The organism is Micromonospora sp. WMMC273, assembly GCF_027460285.1.
Classification (GTDB): domain Bacteria; phylum Actinomycetota; class Actinomycetes; order Mycobacteriales; family Micromonosporaceae; genus Micromonospora; species Micromonospora aurantiaca.
Genome location: NZ_JAPZBE010000001.1, coordinates 6,422,549 through 6,446,181 on the forward strand (window position 1 = coordinate 6,422,549; position 23,633 = coordinate 6,446,181).

General features: G+C 73.8%; 26 protein-coding genes. 13 read left to right on the top strand and 13 right to left on the bottom strand.

All coding sequences use genetic code 11. The features are described from left to right. Window positions 1-80 precede the first annotated feature (80 nt). The 5 genes from O7611_RS29965 to O7611_RS29985 all read right to left on the bottom strand — a co-directional run bounded on the left by O7611_RS29965 (window position 81) and on the right by O7611_RS29985 (window position 4,855). On the bottom strand, window positions 81-1,232 hold the full coding sequence (locus O7611_RS29965; protein ID WP_269698188.1) for a hypothetical protein: 1,152 nt from the start codon (window positions 1,230-1,232) through the stop codon (window positions 81-83). A gap of 205 nt (window positions 1,233-1,437) precedes the next feature. Next, entirely contained in the window at window positions 1,438-2,187 is a 750-nt protein-coding gene (locus O7611_RS29970; protein ID WP_194802106.1) for a ZIP family metal transporter, read from the bottom strand. A 39-nt stretch (window positions 2,188-2,226) separates the two neighbouring features. Then, window positions 2,227-3,426 carry a GNAT family N-acetyltransferase gene (locus O7611_RS29975; RefSeq protein WP_269697984.1) on the bottom strand — a complete coding sequence of 400 codons (1,200 nt, stop codon included), beginning with the start codon at window positions 3,424-3,426 and terminating at the stop codon, window positions 2,227-2,229. A gap of 52 nt (window positions 3,427-3,478) precedes the next feature. Then, window positions 3,479-4,198, bottom strand: a complete 720-nt coding sequence (locus O7611_RS29980) for a PP2C family protein-serine/threonine phosphatase (protein ID WP_194802104.1) — start codon at window positions 4,196-4,198, stop codon at window positions 3,479-3,481. Window positions 4,199-4,291: 93 nt separating this feature from the next. Then, on the bottom strand, window positions 4,292-4,855 hold the full coding sequence (locus tag O7611_RS29985) for a helix-turn-helix domain-containing protein (RefSeq protein WP_194802103.1): 564 nt from the start codon (window positions 4,853-4,855) through the stop codon (window positions 4,292-4,294). A 58-nt stretch (window positions 4,856-4,913) separates the two neighbouring features. Between O7611_RS29985 and O7611_RS29990 the strand changes: the two genes are divergently transcribed. Then, window positions 4,914-6,149, top strand: a complete 1,236-nt coding sequence (locus O7611_RS29990) for a benzoate/H(+) symporter BenE family transporter (protein WP_194802102.1) — start codon at window positions 4,914-4,916, stop codon at window positions 6,147-6,149. On the opposite strand, the gene O7611_RS29995 is transcribed toward O7611_RS29990, so the two are convergent. From O7611_RS29995 to O7611_RS30010, 4 genes are all read right to left on the bottom strand, one after another. Further along, window positions 6,112-6,477: a hypothetical protein gene (locus O7611_RS29995; protein WP_194802101.1), complete on the bottom strand. Its 366-nt coding sequence runs from the start codon at window positions 6,475-6,477 to the stop codon at window positions 6,112-6,114. The genes O7611_RS29990 and O7611_RS29995 overlap by 38 nt on opposite strands. A 29-nt stretch (window positions 6,478-6,506) precedes the next feature. Then, window positions 6,507-6,755, bottom strand: coding sequence for a hypothetical protein (locus O7611_RS30000; protein WP_026268772.1), 249 nt, complete (start codon window positions 6,753-6,755; stop codon window positions 6,507-6,509). 77 nt (window positions 6,756-6,832) lie between these two features. Further along, entirely contained in the window at window positions 6,833-7,303 is a 471-nt protein-coding gene (gene mscL / locus O7611_RS30005) for a large conductance mechanosensitive channel protein MscL (protein WP_120572143.1), read from the bottom strand. A 40-nt stretch (window positions 7,304-7,343) separates the two neighbouring features. After that, on the bottom strand, window positions 7,344-8,027 hold the full coding sequence (locus O7611_RS30010) for a FadR/GntR family transcriptional regulator (protein WP_194802100.1): 684 nt from the start codon (window positions 8,025-8,027) through the stop codon (window positions 7,344-7,346). A gap of 49 nt (window positions 8,028-8,076) precedes the next feature. Here O7611_RS30010 and O7611_RS30015 point away from each other — a divergent pair, with 49 nt between their 5' ends. Continuing rightward, window positions 8,077-9,339, top strand: coding sequence for an MFS transporter (locus O7611_RS30015; protein ID WP_269697985.1), 1,263 nt, complete (start codon window positions 8,077-8,079; stop codon window positions 9,337-9,339). A 10-nt stretch (window positions 9,340-9,349) separates the two neighbouring features. Here O7611_RS30015 and O7611_RS30020 read toward each other — a convergent pair whose 3' ends face one another. Next, window positions 9,350-9,706: an STAS domain-containing protein gene (locus O7611_RS30020; protein WP_194802099.1), complete on the bottom strand. Its 357-nt coding sequence runs from the start codon at window positions 9,704-9,706 to the stop codon at window positions 9,350-9,352. Between the two features lie 158 nt (window positions 9,707-9,864). Between O7611_RS30020 and O7611_RS30025 the strand changes: the two genes are divergently transcribed. The 6 genes from O7611_RS30025 to O7611_RS30050 are packed head-to-tail and all read left to right on the top strand — an operon-like array spanning window position 9,865 to window position 15,445. Continuing rightward, the gene (locus tag O7611_RS30025; protein ID WP_194802098.1) at window positions 9,865-10,725 is read left to right on the top strand and encodes an STAS domain-containing protein; all 861 of its coding nucleotides are present in this window, start codon (window positions 9,865-9,867) and stop codon (window positions 10,723-10,725) included. Continuing rightward, the gene (locus O7611_RS30030; RefSeq protein WP_194802097.1) at window positions 10,725-11,135 is read left to right on the top strand and encodes an STAS domain-containing protein; all 411 of its coding nucleotides are present in this window, start codon (window positions 10,725-10,727) and stop codon (window positions 11,133-11,135) included. The genes O7611_RS30025 and O7611_RS30030 overlap by 1 nt, the downstream gene beginning before the upstream one ends. Next, on the top strand, window positions 11,132-11,551 hold the full coding sequence (locus O7611_RS30035; protein ID WP_120572138.1) for an ATP-binding protein: 420 nt from the start codon (window positions 11,132-11,134) through the stop codon (window positions 11,549-11,551). Before O7611_RS30030 ends, O7611_RS30035 begins: the two co-directional genes overlap by 4 nt. Then, window positions 11,548-12,561 carry a SpoIIE family protein phosphatase gene (locus O7611_RS30040; RefSeq protein ID WP_194802205.1) on the top strand — a complete coding sequence of 338 codons (1,014 nt, stop codon included), beginning with the start codon at window positions 11,548-11,550 and terminating at the stop codon, window positions 12,559-12,561. The genes O7611_RS30035 and O7611_RS30040 overlap by 4 nt, the downstream gene beginning before the upstream one ends. Continuing rightward, window positions 12,558-13,904, top strand: a complete 1,347-nt coding sequence (locus O7611_RS30045; RefSeq protein ID WP_269697986.1) for a sensor histidine kinase — start codon at window positions 12,558-12,560, stop codon at window positions 13,902-13,904. Before O7611_RS30040 ends, O7611_RS30045 begins: the two co-directional genes overlap by 4 nt. Window positions 13,905-13,906: 2 nt before the next feature. After that, entirely contained in the window at window positions 13,907-15,445 is a 1,539-nt protein-coding gene (locus tag O7611_RS30050) for a SpoIIE family protein phosphatase (protein WP_269697987.1), read from the top strand. A gap of 26 nt (window positions 15,446-15,471) precedes the next feature. On the opposite strand, the gene O7611_RS30055 is transcribed toward O7611_RS30050, so the two are convergent. Next, window positions 15,472-16,260 carry a helix-turn-helix domain-containing protein gene (locus O7611_RS30055; RefSeq protein WP_194802094.1) on the bottom strand — a complete coding sequence of 263 codons (789 nt, stop codon included), beginning with the start codon at window positions 16,258-16,260 and terminating at the stop codon, window positions 15,472-15,474. 31 nt (window positions 16,261-16,291) lie between these two features. On the opposite strand from O7611_RS30055, the gene O7611_RS30060 reads away from it, so the two are divergent. The 4 genes from O7611_RS30060 (at window position 16,292) to O7611_RS30075 (ending at window position 19,672) form a co-directional block, all read left to right on the top strand. Beyond that, entirely contained in the window at window positions 16,292-16,858 is a 567-nt protein-coding gene (locus O7611_RS30060) for a TIGR03086 family metal-binding protein (protein WP_269697988.1), read from the top strand. Window positions 16,859-16,929: 71 nt separating this feature from the next. Next, window positions 16,930-17,466 carry a PadR family transcriptional regulator gene (locus O7611_RS30065; RefSeq protein ID WP_194802092.1) on the top strand — a complete coding sequence of 179 codons (537 nt, stop codon included), beginning with the start codon at window positions 16,930-16,932 and terminating at the stop codon, window positions 17,464-17,466. Beyond that, window positions 17,463-18,164 carry an ABC transporter ATP-binding protein gene (locus tag O7611_RS30070; protein ID WP_194802091.1) on the top strand — a complete coding sequence of 234 codons (702 nt, stop codon included), beginning with the start codon at window positions 17,463-17,465 and terminating at the stop codon, window positions 18,162-18,164. Before O7611_RS30065 ends, O7611_RS30070 begins: the two co-directional genes overlap by 4 nt. Further along, the gene (locus O7611_RS30075) at window positions 18,161-19,672 is read left to right on the top strand and encodes an FtsX-like permease family protein (RefSeq protein ID WP_269697989.1); all 1,512 of its coding nucleotides are present in this window, start codon (window positions 18,161-18,163) and stop codon (window positions 19,670-19,672) included. Before O7611_RS30070 ends, O7611_RS30075 begins: the two co-directional genes overlap by 4 nt. Window positions 19,673-19,677: 5 nt before the next feature. Here the strand turns inward: O7611_RS30075 and O7611_RS30080 are convergent, their stop codons facing one another. After that, window positions 19,678-19,818 carry a hypothetical protein gene (locus O7611_RS30080; RefSeq protein WP_194802089.1) on the bottom strand — a complete coding sequence of 47 codons (141 nt, stop codon included), beginning with the start codon at window positions 19,816-19,818 and terminating at the stop codon, window positions 19,678-19,680. A gap of 15 nt (window positions 19,819-19,833) precedes the next feature. Further along, a complete protein-coding gene (locus O7611_RS30085) occupies window positions 19,834-21,927 on the bottom strand; it encodes a S9 family peptidase (RefSeq protein ID WP_194802088.1) in 2,094 nt (697 codons plus the stop codon). Window positions 21,928-22,027: 100 nt separating this feature from the next. Here O7611_RS30085 and O7611_RS30090 point away from each other — a divergent pair, with 100 nt between their 5' ends. Further along, the gene (locus tag O7611_RS30090) at window positions 22,028-23,458 is read left to right on the top strand and encodes an FAD-binding oxidoreductase (protein WP_269697990.1); all 1,431 of its coding nucleotides are present in this window, start codon (window positions 22,028-22,030) and stop codon (window positions 23,456-23,458) included. The last annotated feature ends 175 nt before the right edge of the window (window positions 23,459-23,633 follow it).

Sequence of the window (23,633 nt, forward strand, 5' to 3'; positions counted from 1 at the left end):
GGGAGGCCGCCAACTTCATGATCGACGAGGCGAGCCGAGCCGCGCGAGGCAGCGCAGGGCGAGGCGCGGGTGTGGGCGGGTCAGGAGATCTGGGCGCCCAGGAAGAAGATTCCGGGGTGGCCTCTTGTCTCGAAGCCTCGGCTGGGGTTGCGCCGCAGGGTGCTGCTGTCGATCTTCAGGGTGCCGGTGCGGTTGTTGCTGACGAAGAAGATCGCACCACCGCCCTCGTTCGCGCTGTTGTCCTCGATCACCGTGCCGGCGATCCGCACCGCGAATTCGTTGCCGTCGCAGTAGATCGCGCCACCGCTGCCGCCGCCCGGTGTGCCGCCCCGGGCCGGGTTCGCGCCGGTACCGACCGCGCGGTTGTCGCGGAAGACGCTGTTCAGCACCGTCCAGGAGACACCGATGCTGCTCAGCGCCCCGCCGTTGGCGCACACCCCGCCGGTGAAGGTGCTGCTCACCACGTACACCGGTTTGTTCTCGAACTGGCTCAGTACGCGCAGCGCGGCGCCCCCGAGGTCCGGGCCGGTGCGGTCGCAGCGGTTGCCGACGAACCGTGAGTTGATCACAGCGAACCGCCCACCGCGTACGAAGATCGCGCCGCCCCCGCCGCCCTCGGTCCGCTCGCCGGTGGCGTCCCCGTCGGCGAACGTCAGGTTCTGCACGGTGAGCCGCGGGTGGTCCTGGTTCTGGCAGTGCGAGGTGGTCCAGCCCTGCGCCTCGTCGCACGTGTTCATGTAGAGGATCCGGCGCTTGCCGCCGCCGCTGAGCGTGACAGTGCCACCGCCGTCCAGCACGACGCGCGGGCCGTGCGAGTTCACCACCTTCGCGGTGGCCTTCATGGCGATGGTGACCGGCGCGGGCCCGCAGTCGAAGGTGATCAGACCACCGGCCGCGACGGCCTTCACCACCGCCTCCGAGGTGCAGCTCGCCGGGGTGCCGCTGCCGACGGTACGGGTCGGGCGTGAGGTGTCCACCGGTCGCGCCTCTGCCGGTACGGCGGCCCGGCCGGCCGGGTTGCCGGCGCGGAACGCCACGGTGGCGGGGGTGGGGCTCGGCCGGGCGCTACCCAGTCCCGAACGCTCGTCCGGGGTGGGCGACGGGGCGGCTGCCGGACTGGCCGACGAACCGGCGGCGCCGGCGGCGGGCGCGACGGCCTGATCCTCGCCGCCGCAGGCGGGCAGCGTCGCCGTCGCCAGGGCGAGGACGAGCAGAGTGACAGCCGACTTCACGCGCACCGCCCGATGCTAGGAGGACCGGCCGCCCCGGCACGACTCCACAGCCGATCCTTAACCCGCCGCTAAGCCGGCGCCGCAGCCGCAGCCGCAGCCGACACCGGCGCCGCAGCCACAGCTACAGCCGGCACCGGAGCCGCAGCCCGAGCCCGAGTCGGAACCGCGCGGCGGCAGGCAGCGCCAACGGCACCGCGTGCGACGGTCAGGCGTGCGAGAGCGCGAACGCGACAAGGAAACCGAGCACGGTGATCAGCCCGACCAGCAGGTGCGCGTCGGCGAACGCCTCCGGGACCATGGTGTCGGTGATCATCGCGAGGATCGCGCCCGCCGCGAGCGCGGTGATCGTCGCCAGCACCTCGGGCGGCGCGCCGCCCAGCAGTGTGTACCCGGCAAGCGCCGCCGCGCCGGAGATCAACGCGATGGCCGTCCACAGCCCGAACACGTAGCGCCGGGTACGCCCGGCCTGCCGCATGCCGGCCGCGCTGGACAGCCCCTCCGGCACGTTGCTGAGGAACACCGCGATGACGGTGACCAGGCTGACCGGGCCGCCGGCGAGCAGGCTCGCGCCGATCACCACCGATTCGGGTACGCCGTCGAGCAGCGCGCCGACCGCGATGGCCGTACCCGAGCCGGGCTGCTCCTGCTCGGAGGGCTGCTCGTCGCCGGAACGCTTGCGGTGCCGCGCGCCGTGCCGGGCCAGCAGCACGTTCGCCCCGGTGTACGCGAGCGCGCCGATCGCCGCGCCGATCACCACCGGCCGCAGGCCGCCCTGCTCGTGCGCCTCGTCGATCAGCTCGAACGAGACGGCGGAGAGCAGCACGCCCGCCCCGAACGCCATCACCGAGGCGGTCATCCGGCGCGGTACGCGCGCGAAGAACCCGACGGCCGCCCCGATCAGCAGGGCCGACCCGGCGAGCAGGCCCCAGAATCCCGCTTCCAGCCACTCCGGCACGCGCTGGACCCTACCCCCGGCCGCGTGCCGTCAACCGGGTCAGAAGTCGGCGAACAGGTGCGGAAGTTCGCGGGGGAAGAGGCGGCGCAGCTCACCGGCCGCGTCCACGGGTACCTCGCCCAGTCCGCGTACGACCACCTCGGCCGGGTCGAGCACCCCGTACGCCAGGGCGGAAAGCCCGGCGGCGGTGAGCCGCGCGGTCGGCACGCTGCTCTCGGCGGCGGTCTGCGCCGGCAGCACCGCGAGCTTGCCCGTGGTGCCGTCGAGCAGGTGGCGACCGGCGAGCCAGCGGTCGCCCACCACCTCGAGCAGTACCCGGCCGACCCCGACCGGCTGCTCGGCGAGCGCGTCCAGGCTGAGCAGCCGGGCCATCGGCGCGGTCGGGTCGGGCCGGGCCACCCGCGCCTCCACCTGCACGTCGAGGTCGGTGAGCCACAGCTCGGGCAGTTCGTCGGGGGTCACCTGGACGCTGATCCGGGCCACCTGGTCGACGTGCCGGGCGAAGAACTGGAGCACCGACGCGCGGGCGTAAGCGTCGTCGACCAGCAGGTCGTCGGCGAACAGCGTGCCCGCGTGGTCGTCGATGCGGTAGGTGACAGCGCCGACCGTCTCGCCGCCGCGCACCACGCTGACCAGCCAGCGGTCGTCCCGGTCGCGCAGGCCGACTGCCCGGAAGTCCGGGAAGACCGCGAAGCCGTGGCGTTCGCGCAGGCACCGCTCGGTGTACGCGCGCCACCGCGCATACCCCGCGCCGATCCGCTCCCAGAGCAGCTCGTCGGGCAGCTCGGCGCGCAGCAGCGGCGCCAGGTCCGCCGGGTTGAAGATCGCGGTACGCCGCCGGGGCAGCCCGATGTAGCCGAAGCGCTCGTAGAACGAGGCGCGGAACGGGTGCAGCGCGGTGAGCTGGTGGCCCTCGTCGCGCACGCCGTCGAGGAGCTGCTGCATGAGCGTGCGGACGTGGCCGCGCCGGCGGGCCAGCGGATGAGTGGCCACGCCGGCGACACCGGCCATCGGCAGCACCGCGCCGCGCAGGTTCTGCCGCATCGGTATCGCCGACACGGCCGCCGCGGTGACCCCGTCCTCCTCGGCCACCAGCGTCGTGTTCCCGGCGTTGTACGGCAGGTACGCGCGGAACTGGTCGGTGCGGGTGGCGCCCATCGGCGAGGCCTCGAACGCGTACGCCTGGAGCGGGAAGCTGGTGGTCAGTCGTTCATCGGCGGCCAGCCGGCGGATGCGCATCCGTTCATCCCAACCGCACCGGGCGCGGTCCGCAACCGGAAAGGGCGCCCGCTCACGCCCCGGTGACGTCCGAGATGACCACAGTCACGTTGTCCGGCGCGCCGGCCTGGTGGGCCAGTTTCACCAGCTGCTCGCCGCACTGCTGGCGGTCCCCGTAGGTGGCGAGCGCCGCCGCGATGGCGGCGTCCTCCACGTAGTCGGAGAGGCCGTCGCTGCACAGCAGCAGCCGGTCGCCGGGGAAGACGGTGAGCGCGCCGACGGCGGGCGGCGCGTCGGAGCCCTGCACCGCGCGGGTGACGAGCGAGCGCTGCGGGTGGTGCCGGGCCTGGTCGCGGGAGAGCGCGCCCTGGTCGACGAGCGCCTGCACGAACGTGTCGTCGCGGGTGAGCTGGGTCAGCTCGTGGTCGCGCAGCAGGTAGCAGCGGGAATCGCCGACCTGGGCCAGGACCAGGGTGTCGCCGGCGAGCAGGGCGGCGGTGAGCGTCGTACCCATGCCGTCGCGGGCCGGGTCCACCGTGATGGCCGCGCGGATGCGCTGGTTCGCGGTGCTGACGACGGCGCGCAGCGCGTCGGCCGCCTCGTCGGCGCCGGTGGGCGGCGTCAGCTCGTCCAGGATCCGGATGACGATCTCGCTGGCCACCTCGCCGGCGGGGAGCCCGCCCATGCCGTCGGCCACCGCCACGAGGCGGTCACCGGCGAGGGCGGAGTCCTCGTTGTTGGTCCGGACGAGGCCGACGTCGTTGAGGATGGCCGAGCGGAGGATGAGCGTCATGAGGACAAGCTTGCCAAGAAGAACGGGTCCGCGTCTGCACGCGCTGGCGGGTCTGCTGAAAGAAATGTCATCAGCTTGCATCCTGGGTATACGTCAACTGTCCGGTGTGGACGGACGAGGATAGCGCAGCAGGAGGCTCGCGTGGACCTCCTCCTCGCCCACCGCCGCGTAGGTGTGCGGCACGTCGGAGGTCCACCGCAGGTAGCCCCCGGGACCGGCGGTCAGCGGGGCGTCGGCCGGGCCGGCGCGGAGCACGCCGGAGAAGACCGTCACGTGTTCGGTCACGCCGTCGGAGTGGGCGGGGGAGAGCTGCGCCGGCCCCGGCGCGACCCGCATCCGGTACAGCTCGTAGGTCGCCTCCCGGTCGTCGAACACCTCCAGCAGCGTGGCGCCGACCGCGGCCCCGCGTACGGTCGGCGCGTGGTCGGGCGTGGCGAGCACGGCGGTCAGCGGTACGCCGAGCTGCGCGGTGATCGCGTACAGGGTCTCCAGCCGGGGGTTGCGCACGCCGTTCTCCAGGCCGGAGAGCGTGGCCTTGCCGACGCCCGCGAGGCGGGCCAGCTCGGACAGGGAGATGCCCCGCTCGCTGCGGAGCGAGCGGATGCGCCGGCCCACCTCCAGGGCGCCCCGGTCGTCGGCTGGTGCGGCGGCTGTCATGGGGGCTATCGTGCTACACCGTGTCGTTCCGTAAACGGAACGGCCGGAGGAGGAGAGCATGGGGGGCCGGCTCCAACCCGTCCTGGCCGGCGTGGTGACCGCCCTGGTCGGATTCGCCAGCTCGTTCACAGTCGTCCTGGCCGGGCTGCGCGCGGTCGGCGCCGAACCGGACCAGGCCGCCTCCGGCCTGCTCGCGCTCTGCGTCGCCAGCGGCGCCTGCGCGGTCTGGCTCGGCCTGCGGCACCGGCTGCCGCTCGCCATCGCCTGGTCCACGCCGGGCGCGGCGCTGCTCGTGGCCACCGGGCCGGTCCCCGGCGGCTGGCCCGCAGCGGTCGGCGCCTTCCTGCTCGCCGGCCTGCTGATCGTCGCGGCCGGGCTGATCCCCGCGCTCGGCCGCGCGGTCGCCGCGATCCCGGCCCCGATCGCCTCCGCCATGCTCGCCGGGGTGCTGCTGCCGCTGTGTACGGCACCGGTACGCGCCCTGGTCGAGGTGCCCCGGCTGGCCGGGCCGGTGGTGCTGGTCTGGCTGCTGCTGCACCGGTTCGCCCGCCGCTGGGCGGTACCGGGCGCGCTCGCCGTGGCAGTGGTCGCGATCGCGCTCACCACCACCGGCCCGGCCCGGCTGGACGCCGCACCCGTCGTCGCGTTCACCGCGCCGGCCTGGACGCTGCCCGCCGTCGTCGGGCTCGCGTTGCCGCTGTTCCTGGTCACCATGGCCGCCCAGAACGTGCCCGGCACCGCAGTGCTCGCCGGGTACGGCTACCGGGCCCCGCTGGGCTCCGCGCTGCGGGTGACCGGGCTCGCCACCGTGCTCGGCGCCCCGGCAGGCGGCCACGCGGTCAACCTGGCCGCGATCACCGCCGCGCTGGCCGCAGGCCCGGACGCCCACCCCGACCCGGAGCGGCGCTGGATCGCCTCGGTCACCGCCGGGATCGGCCTGGCCCTGCTCGGCCTGGGCGCCGGCGTGGCGACCGCCCTGGTGCTGCTCTCCCCGCCGGTGCTGGTCGAGGCCGTCGCCGGGCTCGCCCTGCTCGGCGCGCTGGCCGGAGCGGTCACGGCGGCGGTCGCCCAGCCGGACGCGCGGGAGGCGGCGGTGGTGACGTTCGTGGTCACCGCCTCCGGGGTGAGCCTGCTCGGGGTGGGCGGCGCGTTCTGGGGACTGGTCGCGGGCTGGCTGATGCTGCTGCTGTTCCGCCGCCGCGCGGCCCCGTCCGTGCCGGGTCAGGCCACACCGGTCGAGGCGGAGGAGGTCGGCGTCACTCCTCGGCGGGCAGCTCCGTGGCCGGGACGGTGAGGCGTACCGCGCCGTCGTTCACCGCGCCGATCCGGTCGGCGGGCACGTAGACCGCGCCGGTGCGGACCAGTTCGGTGGAGACCTTGAGGTAGCCGTCGCGCAGCAGCCGGGCGGCCAGGTCGGCCGGTACGTCGGGCTCCTCGGCCGCCGCCGACTCGATCAGCTCGTCCAGGCTGCTGCCCGGGTCGACCGGGGCGGGCGCCTGCACTGTCACCGCGGCCGGGTCGCCGCGCTGCACGAGATCGACTGTGCCCACCTCGACGCCTGCGGAGTCGACCACCCGCATGCCGGTGGTGACCCGGGAGACGGTGTCCTGCTGCTGGCTCATGCAGAAGCGGTTCCCGGGGCGCGCGGGCGCTAAACGGACGGGGCCCAGCCGCCCGGCGGGCGGGGGGACAGCTCGCGCCAGGTGTCGGTGCCGTCCAGCAGCGCGCGGACCGTCTCCTCGGCCTCCTCGACGCTGGCGTGCTCGTAGAACCGGGAGACCCCCTCGGCGCCGCCGGCCCGCTGCTCCACGTGCCAGCGGTCGCCGTCCACCCGGAGGAAGACGTCACGCCGGGCGAGGCGTCCCCATTTCCCGTTCCACCAGTGCCTACGCTGCTCCATGCCCGGACTCTATCGAACATGTGTTCGATACACGTCGGCCCCCGCGGGATTCCCGCGAGGGCCGATCGGCTATGGCGTCAGCGCGGCGCGGGCGGCTCCTGCCGGCGGCCGAGCACGTCGTCCAGTGCGCTGCGCTGGCCGGGGGTGCCGTGGTTGCCGGCGAGCAGCGCGTCGCGGATCTCGGTGAGCAGCTTGACCTCCTCGCTCGGGGCCGACGGCGGCGGCTCCTCGCCGCGCTTGCGCCGCTCGGCGAGCTTGTTCATCGGGTAGACGACGAGGAAGTACAGCGCCGCCGCGGTGAGCAGGAACGTGATCGCCGCGTTGACGAAGGCCACCCAGTCGAACGGGATCTCACGGAACGTCGGCGTCGAGCCGGTGAGCCCGTTCTTGCTGCCGGTGATCAGCGCGATGAACACCCGCACCAGCGGTTCCAGGAACGACTTGGTGAGCTGGGTAACCACGCCGGTGAACGCGGCGCCGATGACGACACCGACCGCCAGGTCGACGACGTTGCCGCGCATGATGAAGTCTTTGAAGCCCTTGAGCATCCGTACTCCCGTGCCCTGATGAGTCTGCGTCGGGGACAACCTATTCCCCGGCGGGCCCTTCGAGAAAAGCACCGGCCTCGATCGCCGCCCGCTGCGGGTCGCGGGCCCGGATCGCCTCGACCAGCCGCCCGTGGTCCACGTACCGCTCCGGGGTCAGCGCCTCGCCCATCGCCTGGGCCACGGTGCTGCGCAGCGCGGCTCCGACCGAGGCGTACAGCTCGGCGAGCATGGCGTTGTGCGCGGCCGCCACCACGACCGTGTGCAGCGCGGCGTCCGCCTCGACGAAATCGTCCACCCGGCCGCCGCGCCACGCGGCCTCCCGGGTCGCGAGCGCGCCGTCGAGCGCCACCAGGTCCTCGGGGGTACGCCTCAGCGCGGCGAGCCGGGCGGCCTCCACCTCGAACGCGCGCCGGACCTCGATCACCTCGGTCATCCGGTCGTCGGTGAGCCGGCGGGCCACCACCGGTGCCAGTTCGTCCGTCGACACCACGTAGGTGCCGGAGCCCTGCCGGCACTCCAGCACCCCGGCGTGCACGAGCGCCCGGACCGCCTCGCGAACGGTGTTCCGCCCGACGCCGAGCGCGGCGACCAGTTGCGGCTCGGTGGGGATGCGCCCACCGACCGGCCACTCGCCGCCGAGGATCCGTTCCCGGAGCTGCTCGATCGTCTGGCGGACCCGGTGGCCGCGCGGAGGAGCGGCGACGGAATCCCGGGCGGGTGTCACCGGTTACACCTCATGCCGAAATTCATCCCATGATTGTAGGTTCGAGGTCATGACTCCGCCACCTGCGCCCGCCGCGACAGTGCCCGCACCGGGCGTCACCCCCGCGGCGGGCCCCGCCCCTGCGGCCGGCCCGCTCCGGGGCGGTCTGCTGGTGCTCGCCGGGATGCTGCTCGTCGCGCTGAACCTGCGGGCCGCGGTAACCAGCCTCGGCGCCCTGCTCGACGAGATCCGGGTCGGGCTGGGGCTGTCCGGCGCGATGGCCGGCCTGGTCACCACGCTGCCCACCATCGCGTTCGCCGGGCTGGGCGCGCTCACCCCGTGGCTGGTCCGCCGCTGGGCCGCGCCCCGGGTGCTGGTGCTGGCCATGCTGGCGCTCACCGCCGGGCAGGTGCTGCGCGCGGTCACCGGCTCGGCGGCCGTCTTCGTGCTCACCAGCGCGCTCGCGCTGGCCGGCATCGCGGTGGCGAACATCCTGCTGCCGATGCTCGTCAAGCAGCACTTCCCGCACCGTACGGGACTGGTCACCGGGGCGTACACGATGGCCCTGACGGTGGGCACGACAGTGGCCGCGGCCGCAGCCGTGCCGATCGCCCACGCGTTCGGCTCCTGGCGGGCCGGACTCGGCATCTGGGCCGGGCTGGCCGCGCTGGCCGTACTCCCGTGGGTGCCGCTGGCGCTGCGCGCCGCACGACGGAACGCGCCCCCGGCGGTGGTCGTCGCCGCCCCGGCCCGGGTGCAGCCCGCCCGGACCCGGCTCGGCTGGGCCATGGCGGTGTACTTCGGGGCGCAGTCGCTCAGCGGGTACGCGATCATGGGCTGGCTGGCCCAGCTCTTCCGGGACGCCGGCTACCGGCCGGAGGCAGCCGGGCTGTTGCTGGCCGGGGTGACCGCGCTGGGCGTGCCGGTGGCGTTGATGATGCCGACGCTCGCCGGCCGGCTGGCCACGCTGCGCCCGCTGGTGCTGTCGCTGACCGTGTTCTCCGCCGCCGCGTACACCGGTCTGGCGCTGGCCCCGCGCGGCCTGGCGCCGCTGTGGGTGCTGTTGCTCGCGCTCGGCCAGGGCGCGTTCCCGCTCATCCTGACCACGATCGGGCTGCGCGCCCGGACCGCCGAGGGCACCGTGGCGCTGTCCGCGTTCGCGCAGAGCACCGGGTATGTGATCGCGGCGCTCGGACCGCTGCTGGTGGGCATCCTCTACGAGGCGACCGGCGGCTGGACCGCCCCGATCGGTTTCCTGCTGGTGGCGCTGGCCGTGCAGACGGCGGCGGGCATGGTGATCGCCCGTCCCCGCTACATCGAGGACGAGCGCTGAGCGGGATCGGTCAGGAGGAGGCCGGGGTGGGATCGCCCGCGACGGCCTGCTCGACCGTCGGGTACGTGTGCAGCACCTCGACCAGGCCGCTGACCTCGAGGATGCGCAGCACGCCGCGCTGCGGGGCGGCCAGCCGGACCACGCCGCCGACCTCGTCACAGTTGTTCTTCGCCCGGACGAACACCGACAGGCCGGTGGAGTCGCAGAACGAGACATCGGCCAGGTCGAAGACGAGGCGGCTGCGCCCCTTGTCCAGCAGATCCGTGATCTGGTCCTGGAGCTGCGGTGCCGTGGCCATGTCCAGCTCGCCCGCGACCGACACGACGACCACGTCGCCGCGCTGTTCCGTGTGCACCGTCAAGGACATTCGTCGACCTCCTGTGTTCGGGGAAACGGTATCCCACGTTGGGCGCGCCGCGCAGAACGGGAGCGGTCACAGGTGCGGTCGATCATTCTTTGCTCCGCGACAAGTACCGCGTCAGCCTCCGGTGATAGAGTCCGCCCGTCCAAATCAGGGAGGTCAGCATGGCGTTGAGCGCCGAACAGGGTGGTCGGCTCGCCCACCTGCTCAGTCAGCACGCGGACCGGTTGACCAACCGCTGGACCGAGATCGTCGCGAGTTCGCTGCGCGGCCGCCTGAGCCGGGCCGAGCTGGCGCGGCAGGTCCAGGAACTGCACCGCGCGCTTGTCGACGCCGCCAGTCAGGGCGTCTCCGACCTGGCCGACGAGCACGGCGGTGAGCTGCGGGCGGTGCTGTCCGAGCTGTCCACCAACCGGGCCCGCCAGGGATTCTCCGCCACCGAGACCGCGATCAGCGTGTTCGCGTGCAAGGACGCCCTCCTGGAGCTGATGGAGAAGGAGAAGGGCGACGAGACCCTGCGCGACTTCGTCGCCTTCTCCGCGCTCGTCGACCAGATGGGCCTGTTCACGTTCGAGACGTTCGTCCGGGCCCGGGAGAGCCTGATCGCCGACCAGGCGGAGCAGCTGCTGGAGCTGTCCACCCCGGTGGTGAAGCTCTGGGAGGGCGTGGTCGCCGTCCCGCTGGTCGGGACGCTGGACTCGGCCCGCGCCCAGGTGGTGATGGAGCGGCTGCTGCAGACGCTCGTCGACACCGGCTCGCCGTACGCGATCATCGACATCACCGGCGTACCGGCGGTGGACACGCAGGTCGCGCAGCACATCCTCAAGACCGTGGTGGCCGCCCGGCTGATGGGCGCCGACTGCATCATCTCCGGCATCCGCCCGCAGATCGCCCAGACGATCGTCGCCCTCGGCATCGAGTTCGGCGACATCGCCACCAAGGCGAGCCTCGCCGACGCGCTGCGCCATGTGCTGCGCCTGACCGGGGTCGAGACCACCGCTCGCCGCCCGCGGCGGGAGTCCTGATGGAACGCGTGCCGATCCTCAAGATCGGCGACATCCTGCTGGTCTCCATCCAGGTCGACATGTCCGACCAGACGGCGATCCAGTTGCAGGAGGACCTGGCCGAGCGGATCGTCGCCACCGGCTGCCACGGCGTGATCATCGACATCACGGCGCTGGACATCGTCGACTCCTTCGTCGGCCGGATGCTGTCCACCATCGCGTCCATCTCGAAGGTGCTGGACGCCGAGACGGTGGTGGTCGGCATGCGCCCGGCCGTCGCCATCACCCTGGTCGAGCTGGGGCTGTCGCTCAACGGCATCCGTACCGCGCTGAACGTCGAACGCGGCATGGAGCTGATCGCGGCCAGCCGCGCCGACGACTGGGACGAGGCGGCCGACGACGAGGACACCGAGACGACGGCGACGGCATGACCACGGGCGTCGACCTGGGTGTGCCGGCGACCCAGGCGATCCGCAGCGACGAGGACGTGGTGCGGGTCCGGCAGTTGGTGCGTACCACAGCCGTCGCGGCCCGGCTCTCCCTCGTCGACCAGACGAAGCTCGTCACCGCCGCCAGCGAGCTGGCCCGCAACACGCTGATCTACGGCGGCGGGGGCAGCGCCGAGGTGAGCACCGTGGAAGACGGCCGCCGGCGCGGCGTGCGGATCGTCTTCGCCGACGAGGGACCGGGCATCCCCGACCTCGACCTGGCGCTCACCGACGGCTACACCACCGGCGGCGGGCTGGGCCTGGGACTGAGCGGCGCACGCCGGCTCGTCGACGACTTCGACATCCGGACGGCTGTCGGCGAGGGGACGCGGATCACCGTCACCAAGTGGTCACGATGACCGCCGACGTGGTGCCCGACCACGGCATCTGGTTCCGGGTCGACACCGGCGCGACCGCCGGCAGCGTACGCCGGGCGGCCGAACGTCTCGGCCGGCAGCTCGAACTGAGCGCGGCGCGCGTCGCGGATCTGGCCATCGTCACCGCCGAGCTCACCAGCAACCTGGTCAAGCACGCCCGCGAGGGCACGCTGCTGATGCGTCCGGCGCGCCGGGGCGAGTACGCCGGGGTGGAGCTGGTGGCCATCGACTCCGGCCCCGGCATGGCCGACCTCACGCTCTCCTCCGTCGACGGCCACTCCACCGCCGGCACGCTCGGCATCGGGCTCGGCGCGATCACCCGGCAGTCGAGCCGGTTCGACGGCTACTCGGCGCCGGGCCGGGGCACGGTCCTCGTCGTCCAGGTCTGGGACACCGCACCGCCGGAGCCGGAATGGGCGGCCGGGCTGGCCCGGCCGATCACCGGCGAGCAGAGCAGCGGCGACGGGTACGCGGTCCGCCAGGTCGACGGCCGGCGGCAGGTGCTGGTCTCCGACGGGCTGGGCCACGGACCGCTCGCCGCCGCCGCCACAGGTGCCGCCGTGTCCGCGTTCCGCTCCGCGCCGGACGGGCCGCCGGACGTGGTGGTACGGCACCTGCACGCCGCCATGTCGCACACCCGGGGCGCCGCGCTCGCGGTGGCCGAACCGGATCCGGCCGCCGGAGTGCTCCGCTACGCCGGGCTCGGCAACATCGCCGCGATGATCGTGGCGCCGGGCGAGCGGCGGCGCGGGCTGGTCTCGCTGCCGGGCATCGCCGGGCACCAGCGTCCGGCGATCCGCGGGTACGACTACCCCTTCTCGCGCGACGCCACCCTGGTCATGCACAGTGACGGGGTGGTGGATCGCTGGGACCTGGACGACTATCCCGGGCTCGCCGGGCGCAACCCGCTGCTGGCCGCCGCGACGCTGCTGCGTGACGCCGGCGTCCGCCGCGACGACGCCTGCGTCCTGGTGGCCCGGGGGGCGGCATGACCGGACCCCTCCTGCACCTCGCGCTCCGGGTGGAGCAGGACATCTTCCTGGTCCGGCAGCGGGGCCGGGAGGTGGCCGCGGCGGTCGGGCTGGAGCACCAGGACCAGGTACGGATCGCCACCGCGCTGAGCGAGGTGGCCCGGGAACTGCTGCACGGGGCAGACGGCGCGGACGTCACGTTCGCGCTCGACCGCGACGCGGTGGGCCGCCTGGTCCTCCAGGTGGACCTGTCGCCGCTGCGTCCGCTCCCCGGCGGACGGTACGAGCCGCAGTCCGGCGCCGTCGCGCGTCTGGTGGACACGTTGCGGGTGGTGGCCGTCGATGGCGATACGGTCGTGAGGATGTCCCGACGAGTGCCCGACCACGCCGAGGAGCTGACGGCTGAGCGCGCCGCCGAGCTTCGCGCCGAGCTGGCCGAGCGCGCGCCGGGTTCCGCGCTGGACGAGTTGGCCGCCCAGAACGCGCAGCTCATCGCCGCCCTCGACGAGGTACGCAGCCAGCGCGACGAGCTGGCGGTGCTCAACTCCGAACTCCAGGAGACCAACCGGGGCGTGATGGCGCTCTACAACCAGCTCACCGAGGAGCTGGAGGAGACCAACCGCGGTGTGGTGGCGCTCTACGCCGAGCTGGACGAGAAGTCCGCCCAGTTGCGGGCCGCCAGCGAGTCGAAGAGCCGGTTCCTGGCGAACGTCAGCCACGAGCTGCGCGCCCCGGTCACCGCGATCATCGGCCTGGCCCGGCTGCTCGCCGACTCCGCCTCCGACCCCCTCACCGGCGAACAGGCCCGCCAGGTGGGGCTGATCCGCTCCTCGGCAGGCGACCTGCTGGGGCTGGTCAACGAGCTGCTCGACCTGGCCAAGGCGGAGTCGGGCCGGATCGAGCCGGACTGGTCCGACGTCGACCTGCGCGCCGTGTTCGGGCAGTTGCGCGGCACGCTGCGGGCGCTCGCCTCCCGCCCCGAGGTGGAGCTGGTGGTCGAGGAACCGCCGGCCCCGGCCACTGTGCGGTCGGACGAGGTGCTGCTCGCCCAGGTGCTGCGCAACCTGCTGCACAACGGGCTGAAGTTCACCGAGCGCGGCGAGGTACGCCTGCGCGCCGAGCGCCGCGGCGACCAGTGGACGCTGTCGGTCACCGACACCGGCGTGGGCATTCCGCCGGAGCTGCACGAACGGATCTTCGAGGAGTTCTACCAGGTGCCCGGCACGACCCGGGTCGGCGGCACCGGGCTCGGTCTGCCGTACGCGCGACGGCTGGTCATGCTGCTCGGCGGGACGCTGGTGCTGACCAGCGAAGCCGGCCGGGGCAGCACGTTCACAGTGGCCCTCCCCGTGGGCGGAGCGTGACGGTGGACGGCGGGCCGGTGACCGTGCTTGTGGTCGACGACAGCGGCCCCAAGCGATATCTGCTGGTCAACTGGCTGACCCGGGCCGGCTTCATCACCGTCGAGGCCGAGAACGGCACGTCGGCGCTGGACCGGGTGGCCCGGGAACACATCGACCTCGTGGTGCTCGACGTACGGCTGCCCGACATGAGCGGTTTCGAGGTGTGCGAGCGGATCAAGGCGGAGAACCAGTCGATCCCGGTCATCCACGTCTCCGCGCACGCCGTCGACGTGGTGGACCGGGCGCAGGGCCTCACCCGGGGCGCGGACGCCTACCTGGCCGAGCCGATCGAGCCGGAGGAACTGGTCGCCACCGCCCACGCGGTGCTGCGCTACTACCAGGCCCGGCGGCGGGCCGAGCAGCTCGCCGAACGGCTCGCCGCGCTGGCCGACGCCACAGTGGAGATGCACGCGACACCGAACTTCGTCCGGCTGCTGGAGGCCGCCGCGAGCGGCGCGGCACGGATCTTCAAGGCCCCGGCGGCGGTGGTCGCGGAGACGTTCGACGGGGACTGCCTGGCCGGAGTGGCGTCCGACCCGCACACGCCGGCCACCATCGTGCCGTGGGTGGTGGACGACACCGGAGTGCCGATCGGCACCCGGGTACGCGTCGACGAACCGGCCAACTGGGCGCTGGCCGGCTGGCCGGACGGCGACACCGTGACGGTTGCCGCGTCCCGGCTGCGCGAGGACCGGGCCCCGCTGTACGTGGTGGTGCCGACCGCCACCCAGACCGTTCGTACTCCGGTGCTGGTGCAACTCGCCCAGGCGGTCGCCTCGGCGGTGGAGGCGCAGCGGTCCTTCGACGAGGAGCACCGGATCGCTGTGACGTTGCAGCGCAGCCTGCTACCGCAGCGGCTGCCCGACGTGAACGGCCTGGACCTGGCCGTCCGGTACGAGCCGGCGAGCGCGCAGACCGAGGTGGGCGGCGACTTCTACGAGCTGGTGATGCTCGACGGGCACCTGCTGGTGGCGATCGGTGACGTGGCCGGGCACTCGCTGCACGCCGCCACCGTGATGGCCGAGCTGCGGCACGCGGTGCGGGCGTACGCGGTCGAGGGGCACCAGCCGGGCGTGATCCTGGACCGGGTCAACGAGCTGATGCGCAACCTGCTGCCGGCCGAGCTGGCCACCATCTGCGTCCTGCTGCTCCACCCGCCGACCGGGCTGGTCCGGCTGGCCAGCGCCGGGCACCTGCCGGCACTGCTGAGCCGGGACGGGCGGGTCGAGTTCGTGACGCAGTCCGCGCCGCTGCTCGGCGTACGCGCGCCGCGCCCGCCCGACCTCGAGTTCGTGCTGCCCGCCGGGGCCACGCTCGTGCTCTACACCGACGGGCTGATCGAGCGGCGCGACGCCACGATCGACGACGGCATGGCGGCGCTCGGCGTGGCCGCCACCCGGGTGGACGACGACCTGGACGACTTCTGCCGCCGGCTGCTCGTCGAGCTGGCCCCGCCGGAGATCCACGACGACGTGGCGGTGGTGGCGGTCCGCCGCCGCTGACCCGCATCGGCGCGGCCCGTGCCGCGTCACTGTCGCAGGGCGGCCAGCGAGCGGGCGTACGCCGCGGGTGAGACCCCGGCGACGGCGGTGAACTCGCGGACCAGGTGGGCCTGGTCGGCGTACCCCAGATCGGCGGCGACCCGCGACCAGTCGAGCGGCCCGGCGGCGGCCTGTTCGATCGCCTCCTGGAGCCGGTAGCGGCGGATCACCCACTTCGGACCGACGCCGACGTGGTCCAGGAAGAGGCGCTGGAGCCGGCGGACGGAGACGGCCCGCCGCCGGGCGAAGTCGGTCACCCGCAGCACGGTCCGGTCGGCGCGGATCTCCTCGACCAGGGCGGTGGCCTCCGCGTTGAGCGGATCAGCGACCGGCGACCACGAGGTCAGCAGGGCGTCCAGGCTCGCGCAGCGCTCGTCGTCGGTGCCCGGGCAGACCGGCCCGTCGGGAATCGGCACGCGCCGGCCGGTCAGCTCGGCGACCGGGCGCCGCCAGAACGGCCGGAAACCGCCCGGGCGGAACTGGACGCCGGAGACCCGGCCGGCTCCGTGCAGCGTGACGGCGAACAGGCCGGTGTCGACGCCGGCGATCTCGCCCTGTTCGGGCGCGCCCTCCTGCGCCTGGAACACCACGTTCACGGCGGGGTGCGGCACCACCCGTTGCTCGAACGGCTCGTCCAGGTCCCAGTCGATCAGCCAGTAGTGCTCCACCCACTGGCGCAACGCCGGCGCGGCCACCCGGCGCCGGAACCGGACCTGCTGCCGCAGCCGGACGGGATCGAGGATGCCCCGGTTGTCACGTCGCGGTTCGTGTCGCATTTCTTCAAGACCGCCCTCATACGCTGCCCCTATGAGCACGAAGACTAGTGAGCTGCTCGCCGTCGCGGCGCCGCGTACGGCGGCGGTGGTGCGGGGCATTTCGGACGACCAGCTCGCCCTGCCCACGCCCTGCCCCGACTACACAGTGCGCGACCTGCTCAATCACCTGTTCGACGTGGTGGTCAACTTCCAGGCGCTGGCGCGTCGGGAGGAGGTCGACTGGTCCGGCAAGACCGATCATCTGACCGACGGCTGGCGGGACCGGTTCGCGACCGAGACGATTCGGCTCACCGAGGCGTGGTCCGACCCGGCCACGCAGGAGGGCGTGTCGCCCGGCATGGGACTGCCACAGGAGACGGTCGGCTCGATGGCGCTGATCGACCTCACCGTTCACGGATGGGATCTGGCGCGGGCCACCGGTCAGGGGCTGAGCGTGGACCCGGCCGTGGTGGCGGCGGGGCACGAGTTCATGGACCGGATGGGCGACACGGGTCAGAAGATGGGCGCGTTCGGCCCGCCGGTGCCCACCGACGCGGCACCGGACGGCATGGACGCGCTGCTCGGCCGGGCCGGACGCGATCCGGCCTGGACCCGCTGATCCGAACGGCCCGCGTTGTCCCGCGCGGGCCGTTCTTGACAGCACTATTCATTCAGCGAATAGTAAGGGAGGTGTCCACTCAGCACGTCCTGCTCGGGCTGCTCGCCGCCGGGCCACGCCACGGCTACGAGCTGAAGCGCGCGCACGACGAGCGACTGCCCAGGGCCCGGCCGCTCGCCTTCGGTCAGGTCTACGCGACGCTGGCCCGCCTGCACCGGGACGGCCTGGTCGTGCCGGCCGGTCAGGAACGCGACGGCGGCCCGGACCGGACCGCCTACGCGCTCACCGACGACGGGCGGGCGGCGCTCGACCACTGGCTGGGCACCGTCGAACCACCGATGCCGTACGTGGCGAGCACGCTGTTCGCCAAGGTGGTCGTCGCGCTGCTGGTAGCAGACGCCGCACAGGCCCGCGGCTACCTGATCGCCCAGCGCCGGGCGCACACGCAGCGGCTGCGTGAGCTGACAGCGCTCAAGGCCGCCCCCGGTGCCCGCCTCGACGAGGTGGTCGCAGCCGATTTCGCCATCGCCCACCTCGACGCCGACCTCCGGTGGCTGCACACCACCCTGGACCGGGTCGCCGACTGGCACCGGGAGGTGCACTCGTGACGTTCCTGCAAGCGCGCGGCGTGGTCCGCGCGTACGGCCACACGCCCGCGCTGCGTGGCGTGACGCTCGACGTGGCCGAAGGCGAGATCCTCGCGGTCACCGGGCCGAGCGGATGCGGCAAGTCCACCTTGCTGCACTGCCTGGCGGGCATCCTGCGTCCCGACGCCGGTCAGGTCACCTGGCGCGGTGAACGGATCGACACGTGGCCGGAGGCGGCCCGCTCCCGGCTGCGCCGTACCGAATTCGGGGTGTTGTTCCAGTTCGGCCAGCTCGTCGCCGAGCTGACCGCGGCGGAGAACGTCGCCCTTCCGTTGTTGCTCGCCGGCACGGGGCGGCGAGCGGCACGGACGGCGGCGCTCTCCTGGCTGGACCGGCTCGGTGTGGCCGACGTCGCCGACGTCCGGCCCGGCGAGATGTCCGGCGGGCAGCAGCAACGGTGCGCGCTGTCCCGCGCCCTGGTCACCGAACCCCGGGTGATCTTCGCCGACGAGCCGACCGGCGCGCTCGACACGCTGGCCGGCGAGCAGGTGCTCACCCAGCTCGTCCGGCTGGCCCGCGAGCAGCGCTCCACAGTCGTGCTGGTGACCCACGAGCCGCGCATCGCCGCGTACGCGGACCGGGAGGTGAGCCTGCGCGACGGCATGGTCGACCACACCGGCCTCGGGCTCGACCCGGCGCTGCCGGGCGGATCACGGTGAGGCCGGGCACGCTGCTGCGGCTCGCGCTTGCAGGCACCCGCACCGACATCGCCCGGGTGGTGCTCACCGCGGTGAGCGCCGCGCTGGCGACGGTGGCCGGGCTGGCCGCGCTGACAGTGCTGGCGGTGGTGAAGCCGCCCGGCGATGCCTGGACGCAGTCCGACCAGTACACGAACGCCCTGCTGCGGGAACCCGGCCTACGTCCCGGCGTCGCGTTCGCGGTGCTGCTGCTCTGCGTACCGGTGCTGGGACTGGCCGGGCAGTGCGCCCGCCTCGGTGCGCCCGGCCGGGACCGGCGGCTGGCCGCGTTCCGGCTGGCCGGTGCCACCCCCGGGCAGGTCACCCGGGTCGCGGTCGCCGAGACGGGCGTGGCGAGCCTGCTCGGCACCCTCGTCGGCCTGGCCGTCTTCCTGGCCGGGCGCCGGCTGCTGCACCGGCCCGACGCCGACGGGCGGCTGCCGCTGCCCACCGACGTGCGTCCGGCGCCGGTGGCCGTGGCCGCCGTGGTGCTCGGCCTGCCGCTGGTGGCCGCGCTGGTCAGCGCGCTGCTGCTGCGGCGGGTCACCACCACCCCGTTCGGCGTCGTACGCCGGGTCCGCACCCGGGCGCCCTGGCCGTGGCCGGGCGTGCTCATCCTCGCCGCGCTGGCGATGTTCGCCGCGATCCGCCCGCTCCTGCTCTGGTACGAGCGGCGTGGCGCGGTGGCCCCCGACTGGCCGGTGCCGACGTTGCTCGTCGTCGGCGGGCTGACCGCGATGATCGGCGTGGTGTCGGGCACCGGCTGGATCTCGTACCAGACCGGCCGGCTGCTGCACCGGCACGGACGCGGCCCGGCCGCCCTGCTCGCCGCCCGCCGGCTGGCCGCCGACCCGTGGGCGGGCAGCCGCACCTTCGCCGCGCTGCTGGCCGCGCTGATCTTCGGCGCCGGTGCCGCGGGACTGCGTGCCGACTTCCAGGCCGAGGCCGAGGTGACCCGCCGCACCGGCTCCGGACTGGCCGACCCGGGCTTCTACCTCGGCGCGATGGACCTGGTCGACCTCGCGGTAGTGGTCGCGATGGCGATCGCCGGCGGTGGGCTGCTCGTAGCGGTGGTCGAGGGGATCACCAGCCGGCGACGGGCGTACGCGGCGCAGGTGGCGACCGGCGTGCCACGGGCCACCATCGGCCGGTCGCTGCTCTGGGCCGCGCTCGCCCCCGCCGTACCGGCGATCGGGCTCGCGCTGACGGTCGGTTACCTGCTGGTCCGGGGCGTCATGCCGGCACCGAGCAACGGCGGCTTCACGCGGACGATCTGCGACGCCGGCACGGAACTGTGCGGCGACCCGGCCACCGCGGCGCGGTACACCCGTACCGAATGGGTGCCGAAGACGACCGTTCCGCCGGACGTACCGTGGGATCAGCTGGCCTGGCTCGCGGCGGGCGGGCTGGCGGCGGTGCTGGGCACGGTCGTGGCCGGCCTGCTGTTCCTGCGCGCCGCGACCTCGGTGGAGGAACTGCGCGCGGGCTGAAGCGGTCAGCGGCCGAGCAGTCCGGCGGAGCCGGCGACGGTCAGGCCGATCACCGTCGAACAGCAGCAGACCACGAGCGCGGCGGCGACCACCACGAGGATCAGCCAGGCCGGCGCCCGCCGGCCTGGCTGATCCTCGTCGCTCATCCGGTCCGGAACGGGTCAGGCCCGGCCGACGCGGTCGAGGATCCAGGCGTTGACGAACGCCTCCTCGCGCCACGAGTCGTAGCGGCCGCTCGGGCCACCGTGGCCCGCGCCCATCTCGGTCTTGAGCAGGTAGTCGCCGGCCGGTGCGAGCGCGCGCAGCCGGGCGATCCACTTGGCCGGCTCGTGGTAGAGCACGCGGGTGTCGTTTAGGCTGGTCACCGCCAGGATGGCCGGGTATTCGACGGTGGTCACGTTCTCGTACGGCGTGTACGACCTCATGTACGCGTAGACCTCGGGGTCGTCGAGCGGGTTGCCCCACTCCTCCCACTCGGTCACGGTCAGCGGCAGCGACGGGTCGAGGATCGAGGTGAGCGCGTCCACGAACGGCACCTGCGCGACGATGCCGGTGAACGCGTCCGGGGCGAGGTTCGCCACCGCGCCCATCAGCAGGCCGCCGGCCGAGGCGCCCCGGGCGACCAGCCTGTCGCTCGCCGTCCAGCCCGCCTTGACCAGGTGCCGGGCGCAGGCCACGAAGTCGGTGAACGTGTTCTTCTTGGCCAGCAGCTTGCCCTCGTCGTACCAGCGCCGGCCCAGTTCACCTCCGCCCCGGATGTGCGCCACCGCGAAGATCACGCCGCGGTCGAGCAGGCTCAGCCGGGCGATCCTGAACCACGGGTCCATGCTCGCCTCGTACGAGCCGTAGCCGTAGATGACGGCGGGCGCCGAGCCGTCGCGCGGCGTGTCGCGGCGGCAGACGAGCGAGATCGGTACGCGGGTGCCGTCGTCGGCGAGCGCCCAGTCCCGGTGCTGCTCGTAGTCGGCCGGGTCGTACGCCCGCCCGTCCGGCCCGGTTAGCACCGGCTTCTGCCGGCGCAGCGTCAGCTCGCGGGTCACCAGGTCGTAGTCGTAGACCGAGTCCGGGGTGACGAACGAGGTGTAGCGCAGCCGCACCTCGTTCGTGCGGTACTCCGGGTTCGCGTCCAGCGCGACGCTGTAGATCGGTTCGGGGAAGTCGATGTCCCAGCTGTCGTCGCTGCCCACCGGCAGCACCCGCAGGCCGGTCAGCCCGTTGGCGCGCAGCGACACCACGAGGTGGTTCTCGAACGCGTCGACCGCCTCCAGGCGGGTGCCGGGCGTGTGCGGGATCAGCGGCTCCCACTCACCCGGCGCGTCCGCCGAGGTGTACGCGAGTGCGAAGTCCTCCGCGCCGTCGTTGTGCAGGATCAGGAAGCGGTGGCCGTGGTGCTCCACCGCGTACTCGATGCCCTGACGCCGCGGGGCCACGACGGCGGGCGCACCGGTCGGGTTGGACGCCGGGATCACCCACACCTCGCTGGTGATCTTGCTGTGGATGTCGATGACCACGAAGCGCTCGGAGCGGGTCAGCTCGACGCCGACCCAGAACCGCTCGTCGTCCTCCTGGTGGACCACCACGTCCTCGGTGGACGGCGTCCCGACGGTGTGCCGCCAGACCCGGTTCGGCCGCCACGCCTCGTCCACCGTCACGTAGAACAGCGTGGACGCGTCACTGGACCAGGCCGTGCCGTAGAACGTGTCCGGCACCTCGTCCGGCAGCGACTCGCCGGTGGTCAGATCCTTGATCCGCAGCGTGAAGCGCTCGTCGCCGGAGAAGTCGGTGGAGTAGGCCAGCCAGCGCCCGTCCGGACTGACGTCGAACGCTCCGAGGGAGAAGAAGTCGTGCCCCTCGGCGAGCTGGTTGCCGTCGAGCAGCACCTCCTCGCCGTCGAGCGGGGCGCCGTCCACGCTGACCGGGGGCGCCGTCTCGCCCGCCCGCACCGCGCGGCGGCAGTGCACGCCGTACTGCTGCCCCTCGACCGTGCGGGTGTAGTACCAGTAGCCGTCCTTGCGCGTCGGCACCGACAGGTCGGTCTCCTGGGTGCGCCGGCGCGTCTCCTCGAACAGCTCCGCGCGCAGCCCGGCCAGGTGGGCGGTGCGCGCCTCGGTGTACGCGTTCTCGGCGTCCAGGTACGCGATCGTGTCCGGGTCGTCCTTGACGGCGAGCCAGGCGTACTCGTCGATCACGGTGTCACCGTGGTGGACGCGCTCGGACGGGACGCGCTTGGCGACGGGCGGTGGGGTTTCGGTCACGGCGCCACGTTACCGGTCGCCGGGCCGCCGCCGGGCTCGCCCGCCGACCGAAACTCGCGACTCGCCGCCAGGCCTTTCGAACATGTGTACGATAATCGGCATGGCGGATGCGGCACGTTCCACCCCTCGGCTCGGAGCCCTCGACATCACCCGGAAGCTGGCCGCGATCTGCGGCGAACCGTTCGCCCGATTCGCCGGCCCGGCCGACGAGGTGGCCGGCCGTACCGCCCGGTGGGTGGCAGTGCCGGGCGGTCCGCACGCCGCGGCGGAGGTGTTGCGGCTGGCCGCCGCGTACGACCTGACAGTGGTGCCCCGCGGCGCCGGCACGAAGATCGACTGGGGTGCCGCCCCGGCGCAGGTGGACATCATGCTCGACACCGGCCGCCTTGCCGGGGTCTGGCACGCGCCGCGCGACGCGGCGGTGGCCGAGATCGGCGCCGGTACGCCGCTGCGCGCGGTCCAGGCCACGCTCGCGCGCACCAACCGGCGGCTGCCCGTCGATGCGCCCTCGCCGGGCGCGACGCTCGGCGGGGTGCTCGCCGCCGACGAGTCCGGTCCGCTGCGGCACCGGCACGGCAGCCCGTGCGCCCAGCTCGTCGGGGTGCGCTACCTCGACGCCGACGGCGAGTTGGTCAGCGTCGGCGAGTCCGGCACGGAGGCGCTCGGCCGGGCCGCCCCGGGCGGCGGCGCCGGCCGGCCGGGTGGCGGGGGCGCGATCCTCGGCCGGGGCGAGGTGCCCGGGCTCGACGTGGCCCGGCTGCTCTGCGGCTCGCAGGGCGGGCTCGGCGTGCTGGTCTCGGCCACCATGCGGGTGCACGCCGTGCCGGCCGGGCGGCTCTGGGTGTCCCGTCCGGTGTGGACGCCGCTGGAGGTGCACGACCTGGTCCGGGCCGTCCTGGCCGCCGACGTCGACCCGGCCGCCGTCGAACTGGACCTGCCGGTGCCGGTGCCGCTGCCCCGGCGTCGCATCCCGGCCACGCACCCGTCGGTGGTCAACCGCCCCGACCACCCGGCCGTGACCGGGCGACCGGCGGCGGGCAGCCTGGTGGTGCTGCTGGAGGGCGGCCCGGCCGACGTGGCCGAGCGGGCCGAGCGGCTCACCGCCGTCCTCGGTGCCGAGGCGATGGTCGGTCACCATGCGCCGGAATGGTGGGGGCGCTACCCGTTCGCGCCCGGCGACACGGCGCTGCGCATCGAGGTGCCGATAGGCGACCTGCACGCCGCCGTCTACGCGTTGCGCGACGCCACCGGCGGCCCGGTGCCGGTACGCGGCTCGGCCGGCTCGGGCACCGTGCACGCGGCACTGTCCGGCGCGCTGCCGCCCGAGCGGGTCGCCTCGATCCTCACCGCCGTCCGCAGCGTGCTGATCGCCCGGCGGGGCCGGTGCGTGGTGGTGGCCGCGCCGGCGGCGGTACGCCGTGCCGTGGACCTCTGGGGCGAGTTGCCAGCGTTGCCGCGCCTGCGCAGCGCCAAGGCCCACCTGGACCCGCACCACCGCCTGGCCCCCGGCCGCCTCCCCGGCGGCCTCTGACCGCCTCGCCCTCCCCGGCGCCAGCCCGCCCCGCCCGGCCCTGCCTGGCCTCGCCCCGGTGATCGAGGCGTCCGTGGCGTGCCGAAGTGGGTTGACCATGAAGTTGACGGGGAGGAAACGGGCGAATTGAGCGGTCAACTTCATGATCGACGGTGCGGGTGCGGGTGCGGGGCGG

Bases quoted from the DNA above. Each gene is read 5' to 3' on its own strand.
- O7611_RS30030 (WP_194802097.1), top strand. From the start codon at position 10,725: ATGGAACGCGTGCCGATCCTCAAGATCGGCGACATCCTGCTGGTCTCC.
- mscL (WP_120572143.1), bottom strand. From the start codon at position 7,303: ATGCTCAAGGGCTTCAAAGACTTCATCATGCGCGGCAACGTCGTCGAC.
- O7611_RS30025 (WP_194802098.1), top strand. From the start codon at position 9,865: ATGGCGTTGAGCGCCGAACAGGGTGGTCGGCTCGCCCACCTGCTCAGT.
- O7611_RS30080 (WP_194802089.1), bottom strand. From the start codon at position 19,818: ATGAGCGACGAGGATCAGCCAGGCCGGCGGGCGCCGGCCTGGCTGATC.
- O7611_RS29995 (WP_194802101.1), bottom strand. From the start codon at position 6,477: ATGAGCCAGCAGCAGGACACCGTCTCCCGGGTCACCACCGGCATGCGG.
- O7611_RS29990 (WP_194802102.1), top strand. From the start codon at position 4,914: ATGGGGGGCCGGCTCCAACCCGTCCTGGCCGGCGTGGTGACCGCCCTG.
- O7611_RS30020 (WP_194802099.1), bottom strand. From the start codon at position 9,706: ATGTCCTTGACGGTGCACACGGAACAGCGCGGCGACGTGGTCGTCGTG.
- O7611_RS30000 (WP_026268772.1), bottom strand. From the start codon at position 6,755: ATGGAGCAGCGTAGGCACTGGTGGAACGGGAAATGGGGACGCCTCGCC.
- O7611_RS29975 (WP_269697984.1), bottom strand. From the start codon at position 3,426: ATGCGCATCCGCCGGCTGGCCGCCGATGAACGACTGACCACCAGCTTC.
- O7611_RS30035 (WP_120572138.1), top strand. From the start codon at position 11,132: ATGACCACGGGCGTCGACCTGGGTGTGCCGGCGACCCAGGCGATCCGC.
- O7611_RS30045 (WP_269697986.1), top strand. From the start codon at position 12,558: ATGACCGGACCCCTCCTGCACCTCGCGCTCCGGGTGGAGCAGGACATC.
- O7611_RS30090 (WP_269697990.1), top strand. From the start codon at position 22,028: ATGGCGGATGCGGCACGTTCCACCCCTCGGCTCGGAGCCCTCGACATC.
- O7611_RS29985 (WP_194802103.1), bottom strand. From the start codon at position 4,855: ATGACAGCCGCCGCACCAGCCGACGACCGGGGCGCCCTGGAGGTGGGC.
- O7611_RS30060 (WP_269697988.1), top strand. From the start codon at position 16,292: ATGAGCACGAAGACTAGTGAGCTGCTCGCCGTCGCGGCGCCGCGTACG.
- O7611_RS30055 (WP_194802094.1), bottom strand. From the start codon at position 16,260: ATGCGACACGAACCGCGACGTGACAACCGGGGCATCCTCGATCCCGTC.
- O7611_RS29980 (WP_194802104.1), bottom strand. From the start codon at position 4,198: ATGACGCTCATCCTCCGCTCGGCCATCCTCAACGACGTCGGCCTCGTC.
- O7611_RS30040 (WP_194802205.1), top strand. From the start codon at position 11,548: ATGACCGCCGACGTGGTGCCCGACCACGGCATCTGGTTCCGGGTCGAC.
- O7611_RS30015 (WP_269697985.1), top strand. From the start codon at position 8,077: ATGACTCCGCCACCTGCGCCCGCCGCGACAGTGCCCGCACCGGGCGTC.